Annotated in this window: 1 protein-coding gene; it reads left to right on the top strand. The window is 31.2% G+C overall.

The genetic code is table 11. The features are described from left to right. Positions 1 to 182 (top strand): hypothetical protein (locus tag C9J41_RS21595; RefSeq protein WP_146144315.1); only part of this gene is annotated, 182 nt, incomplete at its 5' end. Positions 183 to 1,056 lie beyond the last annotated feature (874 nt).

The following is a 1,056-nucleotide window of genomic DNA, read 5'->3' on the forward strand; positions in this document are numbered from 1 at the left end:
CAGGCATCCCAATGCTAATGGGTGGTGAAAACTTCGGTGACGAAACAAGTCCTCAAATTCAGTACTTGAAAGCACTAGAAGCATGGGATGCAGAATTCCCAGGTTTCGAACACGAAACTGAAGGCGCAGAGATCGAAGACGGTAAATACCACGTTCTTTGTATCAAAAAAGACGCTCTATAATCGACTAAGTCGATAACGTGACTACCCTAAATCCCCACTCATTGAGTGGGGATTTTTTTATGCGTTTAAATCATGCCAGATATTCCTCACACACTGAGTTTACTTAGACTAAATAAAGAGGAATACAAATTAAATCTTACTTTACCTACACTTACGAAAATAAATACACATTCTTGTGTGAATTTATTTTCATTATTTTTGCATAATAAAAACATAGCCATTATTTGCATTTGATATGACATCAGACAACACAAAGATAAGTTATTGTAAAAAAAGGATTTAACCTCAAAAGAGACATCAAAGGTAACATTAGAGAACGATTTATGAAAAAACATGGTCGAATAATGATACTTATCGGCTTATTTTTTAGTAAAAATGCAATAATTCATTCCGTTTATATGGTTTTATTTTTGTGAAAAGAGCGCATTATATACCTCGAAGACAAGATAACTATTCAACTTAAAATATCATTCTTAAAAATAAGAGTTATATTTTAATTATTTAAATTTCTCGAATTTAAATACAAAAAATCACTTGTTAATAAACAAGTAGTAAGAATAAAAATAATAAACATCAATTCCCTTACCTTTAATAGTGATATTAATTAAGAGGTTGTTTATTTTATTCTCAATAAATTCTGCCAGATATTTTATTGCTTTATATCACTTATAAATCGATATATATCAGAATCAACCATTCTATTCAGGCGTTATTATGAACAACAATAATAGTACTAATAAAATGCGCGCTCTCGTTATTGAGCACCAAAACATTACTCCAAACAGCTTTGCCGATCGTGCAACTAAATCATTAATCGCTGAATTAGAAAGCCGTACTATCGAAATCGTTACTGCCACTTCTTACGAAGATGCAC

The sequence above is a fragment of the Photobacterium sp. GB-50 genome, from assembly GCF_003026755.1.
Classification (GTDB): domain Bacteria; phylum Pseudomonadota; class Gammaproteobacteria; order Enterobacterales; family Vibrionaceae; genus Photobacterium.